We start from the raw sequence: 19,416 nt of genomic DNA on the forward strand, positions 1-19,416 counted from the left end.
AAGGTTTTATTAATGCATGCAAAGATAAACAAAAATGCCTTTTAGCATCATGTATATACTTAATAAAAGCTTTTAAATTGAGGTTTTTGCAATATTTAGAATATTGTAAATCAATATGATTACAAGCGTACAGGTATTGATTTGCCGGATGTTATAACAAAACTTGCTTTTTTGGAGCTTTGCGACAGATAGGCGTTTTTGTTACGGAATATGATATGATATATACCCGGTTGAAGAGTCAAAGTTTCCCGTAATGATTTTTCGGGGATGTTGTAAATCCATTCTAATTTGTTTCCTTTTTGAACAAACATGCTGCACGGGCCGGTAGTTGGTTTAAATATTGTGACCAATCCTGGTTGTGGAATCGTAATTGAGGTTGTTTTGCTTTGATTAATTTCAACATCAGGAATTAAAATCCGGGGAAGGCTTAAAACTTCCAAATTGTATTTGCCAGTCAGGTATTTAGTTACCTCATTGGGGGTTTGGATGTTAATAATTTCTGTGTTTTTTCGGATAAGAATTTGTAAATCTTTGTACATGGTTGTTCTCGGGCATTCAATTTTCAGCATTCCCTGAGGAGCATCAAATCCAATGGTTGTGTGCTTGCCGGCAATCAGTCTAATGCTGTCGCGATGCAATTCGGGTATGGTATGAATTGTAATATTATAAGTAAGCAGCGGATCTAAAAATAATGTATCAGGATTTCCTTTTGCATTCATGGTATGCATAAACTGATATCTTACTTTATCAGAAACAGAATTGTAAAATGTCATTGGAACATCAGTTTCTGTAGGGGAACCATTGGCATCAATTAAATTTATTTGCGCCGAAGTTTTATTCAAAACCTGCGAGATAACATACTCGAGAGTTCCTCCGAAGCGTTCTTCTTTTTTTACTTCAAGATAATTTCCAATGCACTCAAAACTGCTTTTTAAATCAACATCCAAGCCAATTCCTATAATAAATGGTTTTAAGTAGATGCCTTTTTTTTGGAGTTCCAGAGAAACAGCACAAGGATCACCATCGCAGGCTTCAACACCGTCTGTAATAAGAATAATTACATTTCTGATATCGGAATTTACTTCCGGGAAATCGCTGGCGGCCAATTCTAAAGAATGGGCTATTGGTGTTGTTCCTTTAGGATCAATATATCGTAAAGTTTGTCTTATTTCTCCGGCATTACCCGGTTTAAAAGGTACTTCCAGTTTGGTATCATTACAATCCTGTGGAGGAACAACGCTTTGATGACCGTATACTCTTAAAGCCATCTCAACATTATCTTGATATTCAAGGCTGTCAATCATTTGAATCAAAAATTTACGGGCTATATTTATTTTTTTTGATTCCTCCCAGTATCCATTCATGCTTTGAGAAGCATCGAAAATGAATAATATTCTTGTTTTTTCAGTTTTTTCAAGTGCCCCTTGAGCTATATTTAGTTTTGAACACAATAGCAGTAGTAAAAAGATTGAGAAGTATTTCAGATTTGATTTCAAGAGCAGGGAGTTATTTTGATTAGTAAGTAAAGATAGGGAATGTGTTAAAGAATTAAAATCGATAGTTCCTGTAATTTTAAATTTAATTAATGACAGGTGTATTATGGTTAATTATCAATTGTTTCCGCATACAAATTTTGGCGCATATTGAAATTCGATGCAAAGGTTAATAGTTGCTTATTTGAGATGTTTAATATGCGGGTTTGCGGTATTTATAAGCCTGTCAACTTTCGATAGTTCATCTTTAATTTGCAACAGCATAATTTGTGAGGAGATGTCAGAAGAGCATGTAAACAAATCAATTGCTAATTGCATTTTCTCTTTGGCTTTTATCAATCTAAAATAATTTAGAGTATCTATTTCACCATCGAAACTTATCATATTTCGGGCGTATCGATAATATTCGATAGCAAGATTGAATTTATTGTTTGGATTTGTTCTGTATATTTCCTGAGCTGTTTTCAATCTTTTCTTTGCGTCAGACAACAGTTTAAAATTTGATAAGGTGTCGGTATAGTTGTAATTGGCAGGGGCAGTCTTTAGATAGTTCTTTATTGATTCTTCTCCCGAATTAAATATTTGTAAGCTAATTGGAGTTTCTAAAAATTGCCACATTGGAATAATTGGTAAATGGCTTAGGATAAATTCTTCAGGAGAAACCATAAAATACTCGTTTGTTTTGCTTTTAATTCCAGAATGATAGAGTATTGCATTCGCCCAACTTAAATCAAAAAAACGCCATTCATTATTTATTTTAACAACATTCCACGAATGAGTAGCACGATCTTGCAGGGCTCCATTTTTAGTGATGTATCCTCCAATGCTATAGGATTCAAATCCGGAATGAGTACAGAAAAATTCAAATAACTTAGAAAACCCTTCGCAAACCGCTTTCCTTTTCTGTAAAACACAAACCGGAGAAGAGCAATTGTTTGACCCCATATAAAACAACAGGTTCGGGTCGAATAGTAATTCTACCTGATCTTTATATTCTATATTAGAGATAATCCATAGGTAAAAAGCCCGTATTTTGTCCTCATCACTTTTTGCGGGAGCAACTAAATAATCGTGCAATAAAACAATATTTCGGGATAAGCTGTCGGGTGTTTTTTTTACATGACGGTCAATACTTCCATATCTACCGAATGCTGGTTCCTGAGCCTGCACCAACTCAAGAGAAACCAATGTTAAAAAAATTAAGATTGCCAGTTTTTTATACATAGTAAAACGCGCTATGCTTAAAGCTAATGAAAATATAGATAGCCTATTTGCTGATTTTCATCCTTTAACATTTATTTAGGAGATAAAAGTTTAAAATTGGCACAACGAAAATTAAAATGTACTTTTGCACAGATTTTTAAAAATTGAATAGTAGCAAATCATATAATATATAAATAGCCATGGCTTTACAGTGTGGAATTGTAGGATTACCAAATGTAGGAAAATCCACCTTATTTAATTGTTTGTCGAATGCAAAAGCACAATCGGCAAATTTTCCTTTTTGTACCATTGAACCTAATGTTGGTGTAATTACTATACCTGATGAACGTTTAATCAGATTAACTGAATTGGTAAATCCGCAAAGAGTTCAGCCTTCGGTAATGGAAATTGTTGATATTGCTGGTTTGGTAAAAGGAGCAAGTAAAGGAGAAGGTTTAGGAAATAAATTTCTTTCAAACATACGTGAGACGAATGCGATTATACATGTTTTACGTTGTTTCGAAGATGACAATATTGTTCATGTTGATGGTTCTGTAAATCCTATCCGGGATAAAGAAACCATTGATATTGAATTGCAGTTGAAGGATTTGGAAACTGTTGAAGCAAGATTGCAAAAGGCGGCAAAATTGGCGAAAATTGGAAAAAATCCTGATGCGGTTCGTTTAACTGAGGTATTGGGAAGATATAAGGAAGCTTTAGAACAAGGAAAGTCTGGGCGCGTGGTTGAATTGAGCGAGGCTGATGAGAAAGTAGCAGGGGATCTTCATTTACTAACTACAAAACCTATTTTATACGTTTGTAATGTTGATGAAGCATCTGTAGTGAATGGCAATGTTCATGTTGATGCGGTTCGGGAAGCGGTTAAAGATGAAAATGCAGAGGTAATTGTTGTTGGTGCCGGTATCGAAGCTGATATTGCAGAACTGGAAACTTACGAAGAGAAACAAATGTTTTTGGAAGACTTAGGTCTAAAGGAACCAGGCGTTAATAAATTAATTAAAGCAGCATTTAGATTGCTTAATCTTGAAACTTATTTCACTGCAGGTGTAAAAGAGGTAAGATCATGGACCTATCCTAAAGGAGCGAAAGCACCTCAGGCAGCTGGTGTTATTCATACCGATTTTGAAAAAGGATTTATCCGTGCTGAGGTAATTAAATTCGAAGATTTTTCAACTTTAGGTTCAGAAGCAGCTTGTAAGGAAGCTGGTAAAATGAACGTGGAAGGAAAAGAATATGTAGTTCAGGATGGTGATATTATGCACTTCCGATTCAACGTATAATTGAATTTTCTATTGATACATGAATGGCTGTTCAGTTTGAACGGTCATTTTTTTTTGCATTATTTATCTACATCAAGATTAGTATCTTTGTCATCGGGAATGATTTTGAATAGCCCATTACTAATTATTCATTATATAATTTTAATATCGCATGTTTCGTACAGTTTTATTGGTAGGAATAGGAGGATTTTTAGGAAGTGTCTCCCGGTTTTTGATAGGACAAGGTCTTCATCGTTATTTTGACACTATTTTTCCAATAGGAACCATGACGGTAAATATTGTAGGCAGCTTTATAATAGGAGTGATATATTCCATGGCGGAGCGGGGTAATTTGGTGAGTCCGGAAATGAGGATGTTTCTGGCTGTAGGATTTTGCGGTGGTTTTACGACTTTTTCATCTTTTGCATTCGATAATCTTAATCTTTTAAAAGACAGTGGATTTTTGTATCTTTCAGTATATGTGGCCGGAAGTGTATTTCTGGGATTACTGGCAGTTTACTTTGGCACACAAATTCATAAATTATTTTAAACGTAAATTGATATGAAACTGAAAGGCAAGGCCAAGTTACTTCGCGTATTTGTTGGTGAAGCCGATCGGGTTTATCAAAGACCTCTTTATGAGGCAATTGTTTACGGAGCAAAAAGATATGGTTTGGCAGGAGCAACAGTTCACCGGGGAATCATGTCTTATGGAGCAAATTCACGAGTTCATTCTTCAAAAATATTTACTTTGTCAGATGATTTGCCAATCATTATAGAATTGGTCGATTCTGAAGAAAAGGTGAATGGCTACCTTCACATTCTTGAATTACTAATTGAAAAATCGGGTGGAGGAGGAATGATTACGATGGAACAAGTTGACGTAATCAGATATCAGCCTCAGAAAAAATAATTGTTTTGATATTTGAATTTCCAAATGTTAAAGATCCTGTAATATCAAAATCTATTCCTGTTTAATCAATTCGAATCCATTATATTTGTGGCGAATAGTTAATAACCACAACGAGAATGATAATGAGTAAGAGATTCGGCACCCTATTGTTTGCATTACTAGTATTTACAATTCAATTTTCAATTGCACAAAATACGCGGAAAATTCCATCAGAAAAACCAAAGCTTGTTGTAGGTATTGTGATTGATCATTTGCGTGCAGATTATTATTTTCGATATTCCAATTTGTTGGGTGACGGAGGATTCAAACGATTAATGAATCAGGGAACTTATTGTAAAAATTCAAGATTCAGCTATTTGTATTCTCAAGCAGGACCCGATCATGCTTCCATATTTACAGGTACACCGCCAGCTTTTCATGGTATTATTTCCAACGGATGGTACAATCGGTTATCGGGAGAACTTGAATTGGCGAAAGAGGATTCAGAAACCAAACTTGTGGGAATAGAATCCGAAGAGAAGGGGAGTTCTCCAAAAAAGATGCTGGCTTCAACATTAGGAGACGAAATTAAGTTGTTCAACTCTCGTTCGAGGGTGGTTGGTGTGGCTTTAAACTGCGAATCAGCTTTGTTTTCGGCCGGTCATGCCGCCGACGGAGCTTATTGGATGGATGATCTTTCAGGGAAATTTATAACATCATCTTATTATCAGGATACCTTATACAATTGGGTGAAGGAATTTAATGAGAAAAAGTTTACTGATTTTTATCTAAATCGTGTTTGGACACCTTTTAATGATGGAAATGCACCGAGTGTGTCTGATAAATTACTTGGGAAAGTTGGTTTGAATAATCAGTTTTTCTACGATTTGAATAAGGAGAAGAGAGAGCACGGATACAAAGCGATTAAAACAACACCTTTTGGAAATATGTTGGTAAAGGATTTTGCAATAGCTGCTATTATTAACGAGAATTTGGGTAAGGATGACGATGCTGATTTTTTATCTGTTACCTTTTCCTGTTTGGATGAGAAACATAGAGACTTGTCTCCTTTTGCTCCCGAAATGATCGATAATTTTGTCAGATTAGATCAGGAGTTGGAACATTTCCTTTCGTTTTTAGATGAGCAGATTGGAATGGAGAGTGTGTTGGTGTTTGTAACTGCTGATCAATCTGCTAATTATACGCCCGAGAATCTTTCCGAACAAAATATCCCGAACGGCTATTTTAGTACTTACAATGCAATTGCTTTATTAAAATCCTATTTCAATATATTATATGGTCATGGAGAATGGGTTTTAGGCTATGATTCGCAACAGGTTTATTTGAATCATCAGCTGATAGAAGATTCAAAACTGTCAATTATTGACCTGCAAATAAAGGCTGCAGAATTTTTAATTCAGTTTTCGGGAGTGGCAACTACTACTACTGCGAATAGTTTGGTGAAATCGAATTATACACATGGAATATTACAAAAAGTGCAGCGCTCTTTCAATCAAAAACGTTCGGGGGATGTAATGCTTACTTTGGAGCAAGGATGGATGCATAAAATAAAAGATGAACGTGATGAAATAGCGCAATATTCATATACCAATCAGGTACCTTTGTTTTGGTACGGATGGAAAATTAAACGGTCGGTAATTTCACGATCAGTTTATATTGAGGATATTGTTCCTACCGTTTCTAGTTTCTTAAATATTTCGATTCCTTCCGGTTGTGATGGAAATCCGATTGAAGAGCTGGTGAACTAAAATTTTTCTTTTTTAGGTCCCAAGCCATAGTATTTGATAATTCAACTACTATGGCTTTTTTTTATGGAATAAACCAGTAAATGATTATCGAACCGCAGATATTGAAATGTATAGGTTTCTGAAAAATCGGCTCTGCAAACCTGACCTGAGAAAGTAGAATCACCGGAAGAAAAAGGGTCAATCTTTAATTCATCAATTAAATGAACATCTTTTTTGCCATACATTTTAATTAGACATTCCTTGGCGCACCAGTGCTGATAAAGATGTAAGATCTTATTCCGATCATCAATATTATTCAGCTCGGTTTTTGAAAGAAACCGGCTGGCAATTCTATTCACCCGATCCGATAAATATTCCATATCCAATGCAATAGAATGCTTGTCTCCAATTAGAATTCCAACGTATGATTTCGTATGAGAAATACTAATATTCAAGTCTGAGTTGATAAGATGAGGCTTGCCGTGCTCATCATTTTCAATCTGAATATTTTCCCCTAAGCTCAGTTGCAACAGGCAGCGTGTTGCTGCAAATTCAATTTTACGGGATTGGCTCCCGAACGAGTTCAGTTTTGCTGTTTCGCTAGGTGTTAAGTGTACAATCTGCAACAGTTCTTCTAAAGATTCAGTGGTTTTCCAAACAATTAGTCTGCAGAAATTATTAATTTGTATTTGGTTGCAAATTGGCATGAATTACAATATTAGCTTATTTCCACTTCAGACTTTCCATCAGGCGAACAATATCTTTGTCGATGAATTGAATAACCGGTGCCAAAGAATCTTGATTAGGATGTTCCCGAAAATACAAAGCACCTCTTAAAAAATGATTTGTACTATCGGTTGCAACAAACTGAACCGATGATGCAGCGTTGCCCTTAATCCGATAGATCATACCATATACCTTTTCTTCATCATTAATATAGATCTGCTCGGCAATAGCATCTGCCATAATGGAGTGTTTGTATGCCATTTTTCTAGAATCTTCAAGATATTCTTCCAGATTGTTATTAACATTTTTATAACTAAGGTGAATGGCTGCATGGTATTCGGGATATTGAATATTGATCCAGTATTTTTCAGCTCCTTTTTCAGCATCATTTTCAATTTTAGCCATCGATAAAAGATCGAAACTGTATGGAAAATTTGAATCCCAATTTTGATACTCTTTTGAAGGAAAATCAATTCGGAAATATGCTTTCGGTTTGGGAGTATATTTCTTTTTACACGAAATAGGAACCAAAACGAGAAGAATAAAAAGAAAGGGTAAAAGAATTCGATACAATTTCATGAGTTGCAGATGTAGATGCAAATGTTGGTTAAGAGCATTTGCTTGTTAATGATACGAAATTACTTTTTCGCCGGGAGTTTTGGTAGTATAAAACGAATTTTTTTGATTCGTCGGTTATCTACAGCTTCCACAATAAAACGATAGTGTTTGTATTTGAATTCTTCTTTTTTCTGCGGAATTTCACCTTTTATTTCAAGAAGTAAACCGGCTAAAGTTTCAGCATCACCTTTTACCTTATCGAAAATATCCGATTCAATATCTACAATTTTAAAGAAATCGTTTAGCGATGTTTTTCCTTCAAATAAGTAGGAACCATCCTCTTCTTTTGTAAAAGTAGCTTTACTGCCATCCGATTCATCGGTAATATCCCCAACTATTTCTTCAATGATATCTTCCATGGTAATGATTCCTGAAGTTCCTCCGTACTCATCAACAACAACCGCCATATGGTTTTTCTGGGTTTGAAATTCTTCCAGTAAATCATTTATTTTTTTTGTCTGTGGCACATAGTAGGGGGGGCGGATAATAGATTGCCAACGAAATGTACTTGGTTTATGATGATGAGGAAGTAAATCTTTCACATACAATATTCCTTTTACATTGTCAAAGCTCTTATCAAAAACAGGAATTCGTGAAAAGCCTGATTCAATAATTACTGATTTTAATTTACTAAAGCTGGTTCTAACGTCTACAGCTACTGCATCCATTCTGGATATCATTATTTCTTCAACATTAATATTGCCAAAGTTTACGATTCCTTCCAAAATTTCCATTTCTTCAGATATTTCATCGGCAGTTAACTCCAATGCCTGAGAAAGATCTACCATCGAGATGTTCTGTTTTTTAGAAATACGATTGTTGACGATAGATGTTGATTTAATAAGTACGATTGAAAGAGGTTGAAATACTTTTTCTAAAAAAAATAACGGATAAGCAACAAATTTTGAAAAGTTCAAAGAAGTTTGCGCTGCATATACTTTGGGGATTATTTCACCAAAAAGTAAAAGCAGGAATGTAATGATTACTACCTGAACCACAAATCCCAATGTAGGAGCATTGGAAAAATCGACCAGCGAATTGGTGATAAAACTGGACAAGATTACAATTCCAATGTTTATAAAATTATTGCCAATTAAAATAGTAGCCAGCAGTTTTTCAGGTTGGTTTAGTAATTTTAAAAGCTTTTTGTTTTTTGGATTATCGTCGGCTTCCAAATCATTAATGTTTTGTGGAGAAAGCGAAAACAAAGCCACTTCTGATCCTGAAATCACCGCAGAACAAAACAAAAGAAGTACCATTATAAGCAAACTTATAATGGTACTTGTATTTATAGAATAAAAAGCAATATCAGTATTGCTTAAAAAAAGTTTAGTAAATTCTTCAGTTTCCAATTTTGTATGAAATTAGTTTTAAATAGGATGCCTAAAATGGAAGATCATCCGTTTCTTCTGCGTCAGATGAGTCAGAAGTATTTTGTTGCGCAACTTCAGGACTTCCTTGAGGTTCAGAGCTGTTTTCTGCTTTGCGGCCTAACATTTGCATACTGGTTCCAAAAATTTCAGTGGTATATCTTTTTACACCGTCTTTGTCTTCCCAGTTACGCGTTCTAAGTTGTCCTTCAACGTAAATTTGCATTCCTTTTTTAACGTAAGTCTCTGCAATTTCGGCCAGTTTACGCCACAATACAATATTATGCCATTCTGTTTGGGTCACTTTTTCGCCACTTTTATTGTTGTACGTTTCGCTGGTTGCAAGTGAAAAGTTACAAACGGCTACACCATTGTCAAGATATTTCACTTCCGGATCTTTACCAACATTTCCAACAAGAATTACTTTGTTTACTGACATATTTTGATTTTTTAATTTAACAATAGTTTAAAGATACAAACTTATTATGAGATCATAATATTATTATGGGTTATTTTTATCCATTATATTTAAATGATCCTCAATTAGTTTTGGGAATGGATATTCCGATATCTCGGAATGGTTAATAATTATATATCCATATTCATTTTTCATTTTATCGATATCCATTTCGATGTGAATGAATTTTGTGTGCAGGTTCTGATGGCTTAATTTATGAATCACATTTTCGGATACCGAATGAATCACTAATTCATTGTTTCCAAATAACCCTTTCCATTCAGAAGTTTGTAACAATTCATTTGTTGAAATAGGTTTATCGTATTCAATCAAAGGATATTGGAACAAGTTCTCCCAAATGTCTTTTTTCTTTCTTTTTTCGATTAAAAACCGACTTTTACAAGATAGAAACAAATAGTAAAAATATCGATTTTTAGTCTTAATTTGTTTCGATTTAACAGGGAATTGATCAACTTGTGCATTATTGTGGGCAAAGCAATTTGCGAGGAGTGGACAAATATCACATTTAGGATTGCGGGGAATGCATTGAAGAGCTCCAAATTCAATAATTGCCTGGTTGTAGATTTCTGGTATGGCATTTCCCATTGTTTCGCTTGCTATTGTTTGAAAGTATTTTTTCCCTTCGGTACTGTCAATTGCTTTATTAATACCATATAATCTTGACAAAACCCTATAAACGTTTCCATCAACTGCGGCATGTGGCAGATTGAAGGCAAATGAAGCAATCGCTGCCGCAGTATAGGTGCCAATACCTTTTAATTTAAGAATCTCTTTGTAAGAGTCTGGAAAAACACCATTATATTCTAATTGAATAGTTTTTGCAGCAGTATGTAAATTTCGGGCCCGGGAATAATATCCCAATCCCTGCCATAGTTTTAATACTTCCTGCTCCTCTGCCTTAGCTAAATGGGAAATTGTGGGGAATTGTTCCAAAAAGCGATTAAAATAATCAATAGCTGAGGCTACTCTGGTCTGTTGAAGCATGATTTCTGATATCCATATTTGATACGGATCTTTTGTTTCCCGCCATGGTAAGTCGCGTTTGTTTTGCAAATACCAGCTTATGATTTGGTTACTAAGCATCTTGAAAATATTTGTCCTGATTTATTTTTTTTCAAATTTGGGTAAAAATAATTGTTTTCGATTTCATTAATAGCTAGAAATCATATATATTTGCATTCTGATTTGAGAAAATGATGATGTAAATAATTGATAATTAAAGATTTTTTAAGAGATGACTAAAGCAGATATTGTTAACGAGATTTCTAAAAACACAGGAATTGAGAAAATTACAGTACAAAAAACTGTTGAAGCTTTCATGGATACTATCAAAGGTTCTTTGGTAAAAGGCAAAAATGTGTATTTAAGAGGTTTCGGGAGTTTTATCGTTAAGAAAAGAGCAGAGAAAACTGCAAGAAACATTTCTAAAAACACAACAATTATTATTGCTGAGCACTTTATACCAGCTTTTAAACCAGCTAAAACATTCGTTAGTAAAGTTAAAACTAACGTAAAGTAGTCTTAGATTGTAATTAATTAAAAATATTGAAGATATGCCAAGCGGAAAAAAAAGAAAGAGACATAAAATGGCTACGCACAAGCGTAAGAAAAGATTAAGAAAAAACCGTCATAAGAAAAAGAAATAGATTCTTTTGAATTGATTGTTTGTAATAACAAAATAAATAAACCTAAAGAACTTTTTAGTACTTTAGGTTTATCTATTTGTAAGAACTGATTATCTTTATAAAAATAAGAAAAAAAGTAGTGAGTAACGAGCTTGTAATTGATGTAACCCCTAATGAAATTGTAATTGCTTTATTAAGCAATAAGCAACTGATTGAGTTAACCAGGGAAAAAAGTAATCTTCAGTTTGCTGTAGGTGATATTTATCTGGGAAAAGTGAAAAAGATAATGCCGGGTCTTAATGCTGCATTTATTGATGTAGGATATGAGAAGGATGCTTTTTTACACTATTTGGATTTAGGCCATCAATTTAGATCTCTAAGTAAGTTCCTGCAACAGGCTTTAGCACGAAATGGCCGTAACCTTTCCATCTCTAAAATGAAATTAGAGGCGGATATCGACAAAAATGGAAAAATATCCGAGATTTTAAAGTCGGGTCAGCATATACTTGTTCAGGTTGCAAAAGAACCAATTTCGACAAAAGGCCCTAGATTGTGTTCTGAAATTTCTATTGCCGGAAGAAATCTGGTATTAATGCCTTTCTCAGATAAAGTTTCGATTTCTCAAAAGATTAGCTCTGCCGAGGAGAAACTCCGACTGAAAAAACTCCTTCAAAGTATCAAGCCTAAGAATTATGGTGTAATTGTTCGCACGGTTGCTGAGGGGAAAAGAGTAGCTGCTCTTGATCAGGAATTAAGATCTCTTGTAGAGAAATGGGAGTCTGGTTTTGAGCATATTAGAGATGTGAATCCACCTAAATTAGTGTTGGGGGAAATGGATAGAACATCGGCTATTTTGCGTGATATTTTGAATTCTTCATTCGAGAATATCTATATTAATGATGCCAACGCAGCAAAAGATATTAAAAACTACATTGAAAGTATTGCTCCCGAGAAATCTAAAATTGTAAAGCATATTACTGGTGATGTGCCAATTTTCGATCAACTTGGTATCGATAAACAAATTAAATCTTCTTTTGGGAAAACCGTTTCCTTCAAAAATGGTGCTTATTTAATTATTGAGCATACAGAAGCTTTTCATGTTGTTGATGTAAATAGTGGAAATCGTTCCAAAGCAGGAAACGATCAGGAGTCAAACGCAGTAGAAGTAAATTTAGCTGCGGCTGAGGAAATTGCCCGTCAACTTCGCCTGCGCGATATGGGAGGAATTATTGTCGTTGATTTTATTGATATGCATTCTGCCGAAAACCGACAGAAAGTTTTCGAGAAAATGAAAGAAATAATGGGACTTGACCATACGAAACACAACATTTTACCATTGAGTAAATTTGGTTTGATGCAGATTACCCGCCAGCGTGTTCGTCCTGAAATGAATGTTGAAATTCAAGAAGTGTGTCCAACTTGTTTAGGCTCAGGGAAAATAACTCCTGCAGTTTTGCTTACAGATCAGATAGAACAGAGTCTTAAGCGACTGGTTGATGAGCAAAATGACAAGAAGTTTACTTTAAAAGTACATCCTTTTGTTGCAGCATACATCAACAAAGGAATTTGGAATACATTGCGTAGAAAATGGCAGTCTGAATTTGGCATAAAACTTTCTGTACGTGAAATTCCTTCCTACGATATGTTGGTTTATAAATTTTTCGATAAAAACAATCAGGAAATAGAGATGTCATAAATAAGTTGAGAAAGGTCCAAATATGAGAGTTTTCAAAACTTTGTTATCATTTTGTTAAAGGCTTTGTTAAGGTGCTTTATAATATTAATTTTATGCGTTAAAGCACTTAAATTATAGCACATGAAACAAAAACTTCTCATTTTATTCCTTGGAGTTTTCCTTAACAGCCTTATCTCCGTTCAAGCACAAATTCGTGAAACGGTATCCTGGGATTTTTCAACAGAAAAAGTTAGCAACAACGAAGTTAACTTGGTTTTTACAGCCAAAATAGCCAATGAATGGCATCTTTATTCCCAACATTTTCCGGATGGTGGTCCGATTCGATTCAGCGCAACTTTTGCAGAATCGGATAATTATGAATTGATTGGAGATTTGGAAGAGATTACCAAGCCAAAATCAGAGTACGATGACATTTTTGAAATGGATATTCAGTATTTTGTTGGTGAGGCAATTCTAAAGCAAAAAATAAAACTACTATCCGAATCAGCATTTTCAGTAAAGGGGGAAATGGAATATCAAACTTGCCGCGAAGGCGAGTGCGTGATGTTCACACCCGATTTTGAATTTAAACTGAATGCCGGTAAAATTTCTTCAGCAGTTGAATCAACTCCTAAAGTGAAAGAGAAAATAAATCCGATGAAGAATCCTCGAAAGGAGTATACTTCATTGTGGTCTTTGTTCTTTATTTCATTTTCTTTTGGATTAATAGCTCTTCTTACACCATGTGTGTTTCCAATGATACCCATGACGGTTTCTTTCTTTATGCACAGTTCAGAAAACAGACGAAAAGCAATTTTTAACGCTGTTGTTTATGGTGTTTCAATCATTGGTATTTATACTATTATAGGAACCATTGTAGCGGTAACTTTAGGACCAAGTTTTGCCAACTGGCTAAGTACTCATTGGATTCCGAACATCCTGTTCTTCATAATATTCTTGTTCTTTGCGTTTTCATTTTTTGGAATGTTTGAGATCACGATGCCAAGTTGGATTGTAAATAAGTCGGTAGCAAATGAAGATAAAGGTGGTATAGCAGGTTCATTTTTTATGGCATTTACATTGGTATTGGTTTCATTTTCGTGTACCGGGCCCATTGTTGGATCAATTTTGGTTCAATCGGCAGGAGGAGAGGTTTTGGAACCAATTGTAGGAATGTTCGGTTTCTCTCTTGCTTTTGCGTTACCATTTACGCTGTTTGCAATATTCCCATCTTGGTTGAATAATCTGCCAAAGTCGGGCGGTTGGCTTAATTCAGTAAAAGTTATCTTAGGGTTTTTAGAGCTTGCATTGGGATTAAAATTTTTAAGTATTGCAGATCAGACTTATCATTGGGGATTGTTGGATCGTGAAATTTATTTAGGTATTTGGATCGTAATTTTCACATTGATGGGATTCTATTTGCTGGGTAAATTGAAGTTTAGCCACGATAGTGATATTAAATTTGTATCTGTTCCACGTTTAATGCTGGCAATAGCCTCGTTTTCATTTGTTGTTTATATGATTCCCGGAATGTTTGGAGCTCCTTTAAAAGCGATTTCCGGTTATTTGCCACCGCAAACAACTCAGGATTTCGATATTTCTGCAATTGTTCGCGATCAATCCGGGTCCAACAGTGTATCTGCAGCTATGGAGATTTGTGAAACACCTAAGTATGCAGAGTATCTGCATTTGCCGCATGGTTTAAAAGGATATTTCGATTTTGAACAAGGATTAGCCTGTGCAAAAGAGCAGAACAAACCTATTTTTATTGATTTTACGGGGCACGGATGTGTAAATTGTCGTGAGATGGAAGCTAATGTTTGGTCGGATCCGCGGGTGCAGAAAATATTAAGAGAAGATTATGTGATTATTGCCTTGTATGTTGATGACAAGCAAGCATTGCCGGAATCTGATTGGGTTACTTCCACTTACGATGGAAAAGTGAAAAAGACCTTAGGTAAGAAATATGCCGATTTTCAAATTACACGATTTGGTGTAAATGCACAACCTTATTATGTGCTTTTGGATAAAGCGGAGGAGACTTTGGTTGAACCAAGAGCTTATGATTTAAATGCAGATGCATTTGTTGAATTCCTTGAAAACGGGAAAAAAGAATTTAAGAATAGACAATAGAAATTACAGCATAGTTGTAAACGGTCGGGATGAATAATCATTCCGACCTTTTTTTGTTTAGGTGTAGTTCGTTAAGAGTTGCTTAATATTTATATTCATTATAGAGAGTTTGATGTGATTTGAATGAAAAGAATGCCTATTTTTAAAAGTTTGCCTTTTGAAAAAACAAAAATAAGGTAAGCCGCATTAATCTAAAGAAATTTAAATAAAACGTATGAAGAAATACGATGTGATTATTGTCGGAGCCGGACCTGCCGGTATCTTTTGTGCTTATGAATTAGTAAAGAACAGAACTGATTTAAACATTTTAATCCTTGAAAAGGGAAGAGGAATGGACAAGCGGAAATGCCCCAAACACACCAATGGAGGAAAGTGTGTGCATTGCAAGCCTTGCAGTATTACTACAGGTTGGGCAGGAGCTGGTGCATTCTCTGATGGGAAACTTTCATTGTCGCCGGAGGTTGGAGGTACTTTGCCTGATTATTTGGGTTTAGAGGAAACAATCAAATTAATTAAATATACCGATAAGGTGTACTTAGATTTTGGTGCGGCATCTGATATTCATGGGGAATCTCTAAGCCTTGAAATGCAGAAGATCAGAAAAAAGGCTATTGAGGCAAATTTGAAGTTGGTGCATTGTCCTGTTCGGCATTTGGGTACTGAAAAAGCTCAGGAATTATACCGGAAATTATACGATTACCTTATTGAGAGAGGTGTTGAGGTACATTTTAACAGCGCTGTTGAAAATCTGATTTTAGAGGAAGATAAAATCAAAGGGGTTAAAAATGGAAAGGGAAGTTACTTTGCTGATATAGTAATGGTATCTGTCGGTAGAGATGGGGCAGATTGGTTAATGAAGGAGTGCAGTAAGGAAAGTATTTCTACTGAAGTTGGAGTTGTTGACATTGGGGTTCGGTTAGAGTGCAGGAATGAGGTGATGAAGGATATTAATGACAATTTTTACGAGGCAAAATTGATTCATTACACACATACTTTTGATGATAAGGTGAGAACATTTTGTTCGAATCCAGGCGGTTTTGTGTCATCGGAATATTACGATGATAACCTGGCTGTGGTGAACGGACATAGTTTTAAAGATTTGAAGAGTGACAATACTAATTTCGCGTTATTGGTATCGCAAAAGTTCACAGAACCTTTTAAAGCACCTATTGAGTATGGCAAGCACATCGCCCGTTTGGCTAATATGCTGACGAATAATCAAATAATGGTGCAACGATTCGGAGATTTAATAAGGGGGCGGAGAACAACGTCCAGTCGTTTGTATCGAAATAACATTATACCAACACTAAAAGATGCAGTACCCGGAGATTTAAGCCTAGTCTTGCCTCATAGGATATTGAAAGATATCGAGGAAATGATTTTGGCTCTGGATAAAGTGACTCCGGGTTTAGCCTCAGATGAAACATTATTGTATGGTGTTGAAGTAAAATTTTACAGCAATATCACTAAAGTGGATAATGGTTTTCAGTCTACTTCGGTTGAAAATCTTTATTTAGGAGGCGATGGAGCTGGAATTACCCGTGGTCTTATGCAGGCTTCGGTTAATGGAGTTGTTATTGCAAGAGAGATTTTAAAGAAAGTGTAATTACAGTTATTTTGTTGGTTGCTGATTCTATTGTTATCAGCAATCAGCTTAATAAATTTTTAATCGAAATTATTCTTTGGGTGTGGCAGGTAAAAACTAAATATACTTCCCTTGTTGGGAGTGCTTTCAACAGCTACCCAGCCGTCTAGTTTTTGAACAATTCGCTTTACGATTGATAATCCTAATCCATGTCCTTTAATAAAACCATTTCCTAATTTCTGAGGATTAACAAAAATAATATCGCACTGCTTTTTAGTAAGCCCTTTGCCGTTATCCTTTATCCAGAATTTATTGTAACCATCCTTAGCTTTTGAACTGCCAATTTCGATACTGGGAGGGGTTCCACTATACTTTAAGGCATTTCGTATGTAATTGTACCAAACTTCTTCAATCCATGGTCCATAACCCAAAGAAGGTTCAAAATTATCTGATATGGAAATTTTAGCTGATTTTTTTTCTGAGCCTGCAATTCTGTTAACTGCCTCATCAACTATATTCTTCATTGAGAGCTGAGTTTTTACAATTTCATCTTTTTTAAGACTTGAGAAAAGAAGCATTTCCCGAATAATGCTGTCCATTTTAAGGCTGCTTGTAACTATCATATCCAAAAAGGAGCTGCGTTTCTGTTCACTTAAATCATTGTCGTTAAGTATCAATCGACTAAAGCCGATGATGCTGTTTAGTTGGGAATGCAATTCATGCGCAATCGTGTGAGCAAATGCGTCTAATTCAATGTTCCGTATTTTGAGTTCATTCTCAGCCTTTACCCGTGAAGAAATATCAGTAATAAAAGCAATAGCAAATAGTTCTTTGTCCGTATTGATAAAACTCAAACTAACTTCAAGTGAAAAAATAGTTCCATCTTTTTTAGTCCCCGATAGTTTCGAATTTGCATGTCCCATAGGACGTACTTTAGGAGCTGAAAAATAATTAAGGAGGTGGGTTTTGTGTTTGTTTCTAAATCTGTTTGGGATCAGCTTATCGATTGGTTGACCGATTAGTTCATTTCTTTGGTATCCAAATAACCGATTTGTTGTTTCGTTTACAGATAATATTTCACCTCCTTTATTTGTGAAAATTATGCCTTCGGACATTGACTCAATAAGAGAGTGAACAGAAATGTTATTCTTTAAAATATCCGTAAAATTCATCATCCTCGTATCTGTTAATCCATATTTTTAAAATGTTGGGCAAGAAACTGGGAGCTTGAAAAAACAAGTTAAAACCTTCTTCTAAAATATCAATTTATTGTGGATAAACAAACCTTTAAGTATTTATTTGTGTGTTTAGATGTCATATTTTTGTTGAATCTCTAATAATTAATCTACTTGACAGGTTAATTGTTTTGGGTTCTAATATGTTGTTTTCGTGAATTCTTTGAAAAAGTCTTTCGGTGGCAATTTTACCAATTTCTACTCCCATTGGGTCAATTGTCGAAACCGGAGGGTTATACATTTGACTGAATGTATCTTCACAAAAACCAATAACAGCAATGTCTTCAGGAATTTTAATTTTAGCAGCATACAACGCTTTCATGATTCCAGACATTGTAAGATCGCTAATTGCCAGGATTGCATCAGGGGGATTTGTTAATTCTAAAAGCTTTTTTGTTTCTTTTTCGGCTTCCTCCGATGACTCTCCGGTTATAATAAATTCCTCATTAATTTCTATGCTATGTTTCTTTAATGCTTTCTTGTATCCACTAAGTCGGTTGCTGCTAATTAGTAAATTTGGATTACCCAGACATATTGCAATTTTTCTTTTTCCTATCGAAATCAAATGTTCAACGGCATTGAATGCACCTGAAATATCATCAACTAAAACCATGTCTGCTTGGATGGATTTTGGAATTCGATCGAAGAAAACAATCGGAGTATTATCTTCAATTAGACTAGTGAAATGGTTTAGATCTTCGGTTTTTCTGGAAATGGAGACTAAAATTCCTTCCACATTATTGCTTTGCAGGATATCAACGTTACGCACTTCTCTTTCGTATGATTCGTTGGATTGCAGAATCATTAAATTATAACCTCTCTTATTCACTTCTTTTTCAATCCCGTGAATAACAGAGGGGAAAAAAAATGGGGAAAGGGTAGGTACAATTAAACCAATCACTTTGCTTTTTTTATGCCGTAAGGACATAGCAACCGCATTAGGTTTGTATTTAAGCTGTTTGGCCATCATGTGTACGGCCTCTTTCGTAGCATTACTAATGTCGGGGTGATCTTTAAGAGCTCTGCTGACTGTAGATTTTGAAACGCCTAAAAGTTTTGCAATGTCAATTATTGTAATGGCTTTATTAGTCATGAATAATATGTTTTCATTGTTATTTTCCGAAATCGTTTGAAATATTTTATTAAAAGTTATCAACCGCAACCGGTTGCACGACCGGTTGCGGTTTTAACACCCTGTGTTTAAAGTGTTTGTATATTGAATATTGTTTCCGGATTACATATATTTGCTGGTATAATCTTAGCTAAGATAACGATTGCGAAAAAAAAACGAATCAACTAACTACTATTTCTTTGAAATACCTATGGGTGTAAATTTGAACAAAAAATTCCTTACA

Annotated in this window: 17 protein-coding genes; 8 read left to right on the forward strand and 9 right to left on the reverse strand. The window is 35.0% G+C overall.

What is annotated here, in order from left to right; genetic code table 11:
* Window positions 1–119 precede the first annotated feature (119 nt).
* Both BZG01_RS02220 and BZG01_RS02225 read right to left on the reverse strand, forming a co-directional pair.
* Complete coding sequence (locus BZG01_RS02220; RefSeq protein WP_143470812.1) at window positions 120–1,496, reverse strand: vWA domain-containing protein; 1,377 nt, start codon at window positions 1,494–1,496, stop codon at window positions 120–122.
* A gap of 177 nt (window positions 1,497–1,673) precedes the next feature.
* Window positions 1,674–2,717 (reverse strand): transglutaminase domain-containing protein, encoded by a 1,044-nt coding sequence (locus tag BZG01_RS02225; RefSeq protein WP_101308189.1) that lies wholly within the window; start codon window positions 2,715–2,717, stop codon window positions 1,674–1,676.
* 179 nt (window positions 2,718–2,896) lie between these two features.
* Here BZG01_RS02225 and ychF point away from each other — a divergent pair, with 179 nt between their 5' ends.
* The 4 genes from ychF (at window position 2,897) to BZG01_RS02245 (ending at window position 6,637) form a co-directional block, all read left to right on the forward strand.
* Window positions 2,897–3,997, forward strand: a complete 1,101-nt coding sequence (gene ychF / locus BZG01_RS02230) for a redox-regulated ATPase YchF (protein ID WP_101308190.1) — start codon at window positions 2,897–2,899, stop codon at window positions 3,995–3,997.
* A 151-nt stretch (window positions 3,998–4,148) separates the two neighbouring features.
* The gene (crcB, locus tag BZG01_RS02235; RefSeq protein WP_101308191.1) at window positions 4,149–4,526 is read left to right on the forward strand and encodes a fluoride efflux transporter CrcB; all 378 of its coding nucleotides are present in this window, start codon (window positions 4,149–4,151) and stop codon (window positions 4,524–4,526) included.
* A gap of 12 nt (window positions 4,527–4,538) precedes the next feature.
* On the forward strand, window positions 4,539–4,889 hold the full coding sequence (locus BZG01_RS02240; protein WP_101308192.1) for a DUF190 domain-containing protein: 351 nt from the start codon (window positions 4,539–4,541) through the stop codon (window positions 4,887–4,889).
* Between the two features lie 122 nt (window positions 4,890–5,011).
* Window positions 5,012–6,637, forward strand: a complete 1,626-nt coding sequence (locus tag BZG01_RS02245) for an alkaline phosphatase family protein (protein ID WP_180327176.1) — start codon at window positions 5,012–5,014, stop codon at window positions 6,635–6,637.
* A 41-nt stretch (window positions 6,638–6,678) separates the two neighbouring features.
* Here BZG01_RS02245 and BZG01_RS02250 read toward each other — a convergent pair whose 3' ends face one another.
* The 5 genes from BZG01_RS02250 to mutY all read right to left on the reverse strand — a co-directional run bounded on the left by BZG01_RS02250 (window position 6,679) and on the right by mutY (window position 10,891).
* Entirely contained in the window at window positions 6,679–7,323 is a 645-nt protein-coding gene (locus tag BZG01_RS02250) for a 4'-phosphopantetheinyl transferase family protein (protein ID WP_101308194.1), read from the reverse strand.
* A gap of 16 nt (window positions 7,324–7,339) precedes the next feature.
* The gene (gldD, locus tag BZG01_RS02255; protein WP_101308195.1) at window positions 7,340–7,921 is read right to left on the reverse strand and encodes a gliding motility lipoprotein GldD; all 582 of its coding nucleotides are present in this window, start codon (window positions 7,919–7,921) and stop codon (window positions 7,340–7,342) included.
* A 59-nt stretch (window positions 7,922–7,980) separates the two neighbouring features.
* Window positions 7,981–9,219 carry a gliding motility-associated protein GldE gene (gene gldE, locus BZG01_RS02260; protein WP_101308284.1) on the reverse strand — a complete coding sequence of 413 codons (1,239 nt, stop codon included), beginning with the start codon at window positions 9,217–9,219 and terminating at the stop codon, window positions 7,981–7,983.
* Between the two features lie 124 nt (window positions 9,220–9,343).
* Window positions 9,344–9,769: a single-stranded DNA-binding protein gene (locus tag BZG01_RS02265; RefSeq protein WP_101308196.1), complete on the reverse strand. Its 426-nt coding sequence runs from the start codon at window positions 9,767–9,769 to the stop codon at window positions 9,344–9,346.
* 63 nt (window positions 9,770–9,832) lie between these two features.
* Entirely contained in the window at window positions 9,833–10,891 is a 1,059-nt protein-coding gene (gene mutY, locus BZG01_RS02270) for an A/G-specific adenine glycosylase (protein ID WP_101308197.1), read from the reverse strand.
* A 151-nt stretch (window positions 10,892–11,042) separates the two neighbouring features.
* Here mutY and BZG01_RS02275 point away from each other — a divergent pair, with 151 nt between their 5' ends.
* The 4 genes from BZG01_RS02275 (at window position 11,043) to BZG01_RS02290 (ending at window position 16,847) form a co-directional block, all read left to right on the forward strand.
* On the forward strand, window positions 11,043–11,327 hold the full coding sequence (locus BZG01_RS02275) for an HU family DNA-binding protein (protein WP_101259605.1): 285 nt from the start codon (window positions 11,043–11,045) through the stop codon (window positions 11,325–11,327).
* 245 nt (window positions 11,328–11,572) lie between these two features.
* Window positions 11,573–13,129 (forward strand): Rne/Rng family ribonuclease, encoded by a 1,557-nt coding sequence (locus BZG01_RS02280; protein ID WP_101308198.1) that lies wholly within the window; start codon window positions 11,573–11,575, stop codon window positions 13,127–13,129.
* 120 nt (window positions 13,130–13,249) lie between these two features.
* Window positions 13,250–15,241: a protein-disulfide reductase DsbD family protein gene (locus BZG01_RS02285; protein ID WP_101308199.1), complete on the forward strand. Its 1,992-nt coding sequence runs from the start codon at window positions 13,250–13,252 to the stop codon at window positions 15,239–15,241.
* Between the two features lie 214 nt (window positions 15,242–15,455).
* On the forward strand, window positions 15,456–16,847 hold the full coding sequence (locus tag BZG01_RS02290) for an NAD(P)/FAD-dependent oxidoreductase (RefSeq protein ID WP_101308200.1): 1,392 nt from the start codon (window positions 15,456–15,458) through the stop codon (window positions 16,845–16,847).
* A 59-nt stretch (window positions 16,848–16,906) separates the two neighbouring features.
* On the opposite strand, the gene BZG01_RS02295 is transcribed toward BZG01_RS02290, so the two are convergent.
* Together BZG01_RS02295 and BZG01_RS02300 are read right to left on the reverse strand one after the other, a co-directional pair.
* Window positions 16,907–18,001 (reverse strand): PAS domain-containing sensor histidine kinase, encoded by a 1,095-nt coding sequence (locus tag BZG01_RS02295; RefSeq protein ID WP_101308201.1) that lies wholly within the window; start codon window positions 17,999–18,001, stop codon window positions 16,907–16,909.
* Between the two features lie 139 nt (window positions 18,002–18,140).
* Window positions 18,141–19,154 (reverse strand): LacI family DNA-binding transcriptional regulator, encoded by a 1,014-nt coding sequence (locus tag BZG01_RS02300; RefSeq protein WP_101308202.1) that lies wholly within the window; start codon window positions 19,152–19,154, stop codon window positions 18,141–18,143.
* Window positions 19,155–19,416: the final 262 nt, after the last annotated feature.

Origin of the sequence: Labilibaculum manganireducens, assembly GCF_002843385.1 — a bacterium.
Taxonomy (GTDB): domain Bacteria; phylum Bacteroidota; class Bacteroidia; order Bacteroidales; family Marinifilaceae; genus Labilibaculum; species Labilibaculum manganireducens.

What these genes read in the sequence shown, in the direction of transcription:
- BZG01_RS02225 (WP_101308189.1), bottom strand. Translation starts at nt 2,717, where the DNA reads ATGTATAAAAAACTGGCAATCTTAATTTTTTTAACATTGGTTTCTCTT.
- ychF (WP_101308190.1), top strand. Translation starts at nt 2,897, where the DNA reads ATGGCTTTACAGTGTGGAATTGTAGGATTACCAAATGTAGGAAAATCC.
- crcB (WP_101308191.1), top strand. Translation starts at nt 4,149, where the DNA reads ATGTTTCGTACAGTTTTATTGGTAGGAATAGGAGGATTTTTAGGAAGT.
- BZG01_RS02240 (WP_101308192.1), top strand. Translation starts at nt 4,539, where the DNA reads ATGAAACTGAAAGGCAAGGCCAAGTTACTTCGCGTATTTGTTGGTGAA.
- BZG01_RS02245 (WP_180327176.1), top strand. Translation starts at nt 5,012, where the DNA reads ATGAGTAAGAGATTCGGCACCCTATTGTTTGCATTACTAGTATTTACA.
- BZG01_RS02250 (WP_101308194.1), bottom strand. Translation starts at nt 7,323, where the DNA reads ATGCCAATTTGCAACCAAATACAAATTAATAATTTCTGCAGACTAATT.
- gldD (WP_101308195.1), bottom strand. Translation starts at nt 7,921, where the DNA reads ATGAAATTGTATCGAATTCTTTTACCCTTTCTTTTTATTCTTCTCGTT.
- gldE (WP_101308284.1), bottom strand. Translation starts at nt 9,219, where the DNA reads ATGGTACTTCTTTTGTTTTGTTCTGCGGTGATTTCAGGATCAGAAGTG.
- BZG01_RS02265 (WP_101308196.1), bottom strand. Translation starts at nt 9,769, where the DNA reads ATGTCAGTAAACAAAGTAATTCTTGTTGGAAATGTTGGTAAAGATCCG.
- mutY (WP_101308197.1), bottom strand. Translation starts at nt 10,891, where the DNA reads ATGCTTAGTAACCAAATCATAAGCTGGTATTTGCAAAACAAACGCGAC.
- BZG01_RS02275 (WP_101259605.1), top strand. Translation starts at nt 11,043, where the DNA reads ATGACTAAAGCAGATATTGTTAACGAGATTTCTAAAAACACAGGAATT.
- BZG01_RS02285 (WP_101308199.1), top strand. Translation starts at nt 13,250, where the DNA reads ATGAAACAAAAACTTCTCATTTTATTCCTTGGAGTTTTCCTTAACAGC.
- BZG01_RS02290 (WP_101308200.1), top strand. Translation starts at nt 15,456, where the DNA reads ATGAAGAAATACGATGTGATTATTGTCGGAGCCGGACCTGCCGGTATC.
- BZG01_RS02295 (WP_101308201.1), bottom strand. Translation starts at nt 18,001, where the DNA reads ATGATGAATTTTACGGATATTTTAAAGAATAACATTTCTGTTCACTCT.
- BZG01_RS02300 (WP_101308202.1), bottom strand. Translation starts at nt 19,154, where the DNA reads ATGACTAATAAAGCCATTACAATAATTGACATTGCAAAACTTTTAGGC.